We start from the raw sequence: 970 nt of genomic DNA, 5'->3' as shown, positions 1-970 counted from the left end.
CGCCCCCGGCGTGCACTCACGCCCCGCCCCATAGGCGAAAAACCGCCTGTCGCGCGCGATCATCGCCGCCATCATGGCCGTATGACAGCCCCCACGTCCTCCCAGAGCGCCACTACGTCCGCCGCCGGCGCCTCCGAAGCCCCCACATCCGCCCCCGGCGCCCGCGTGCCCTCCCGCAGCGCCCGCGCGCGCTCCTTCAACGCCGCCGCGGCCCAGTACGCCGCCAACCGCCCCTCCTATCCGCCCGCCCTGTTCGACGCGATCGAGGACCTGGCCGGACGACCCCTCGACGGGGCGCGGGTAGCGGACGTCGGCGCCGGCACCGGAATCGCGACGGCGCTGCTGCGGGAACGCGGCGCGCGGGTCGTCGCCGTGGAGCCCGGCGACGGCATGGCGGCGCAGTTCCACAGCATCCACCCTGACCTCCCCGTGGTCCGCGGCGACGGCAATGCCCTGCCCCTGGCCACTGCCTCCGTCGACCTGATCACCTACGCCCAGTCCTGGCACTGGACCGACCGGACTCGCGCGGTCCCGGAGGCGGTACGGGCCCTGCGCCCCGGCGGCGCCCTGGCCCTGTGGTGGAACACGAGCGCGCTGGACGTGCCGTGGATCGCCGAGCAGCAGGAGCGGATACGGATCCACTTCAGCCTCGACGCCACCGGCGTCGACGGCCGGGCCCGGACCTCCCGCGAGGCCGACCCCACCGGCCGGCTCGACTTCCGCTTCCGTCAGCTCCGCTGGAGCCGCAGCGTGTCCGTGGACACCCACCTCGCCAACCTCGGCAGCCACTCCGTCTTCCTCGTCCACGACGAGAAGGAAAGCCGCGCGTTCCTGGAGGAGGAGCGCCGCCGCCTGCTGGACCTGTTCCCGGAGGGGACCGTGCAGGAGACGTACGACGTGCAGCTGCTGGTGGCGACCCCCTGACCCACAACCCGCGCCACCGTCACCACCCCACACCCACTCCCGGACC

General features: G+C 74.0%; 1 protein-coding gene. It reads left to right on the top strand.

Annotated elements, in window-relative coordinates; all coding sequences use genetic code 11:
• Positions 1-81 precede the first annotated feature (81 nt).
• On the top strand, positions 82-924 hold the full coding sequence (locus MTQ10_RS30725; protein WP_247474075.1) for a class I SAM-dependent methyltransferase: 843 nt from the start codon (positions 82-84) through the stop codon (positions 922-924).
• The last annotated feature ends 46 nt before the right edge of the window (positions 925-970 follow it).

This window comes from Streptomyces sp. XM83C, assembly GCF_023072675.1.
Classification (GTDB): domain Bacteria; phylum Actinomycetota; class Actinomycetes; order Streptomycetales; family Streptomycetaceae; genus Streptomyces; species Streptomyces thermocoprophilus.
The sequence above is the reverse complement of the archived record's forward strand: the minus strand, read 5'-3'. Positions and strand labels throughout refer to the sequence as shown.

Bases quoted from the DNA above. Each gene is read 5' to 3' on its own strand.
- MTQ10_RS30725 (WP_247474075.1), top strand. From the start codon at position 82: ATGACAGCCCCCACGTCCTCCCAGAGCGCCACTACGTCCGCCGCCGGC.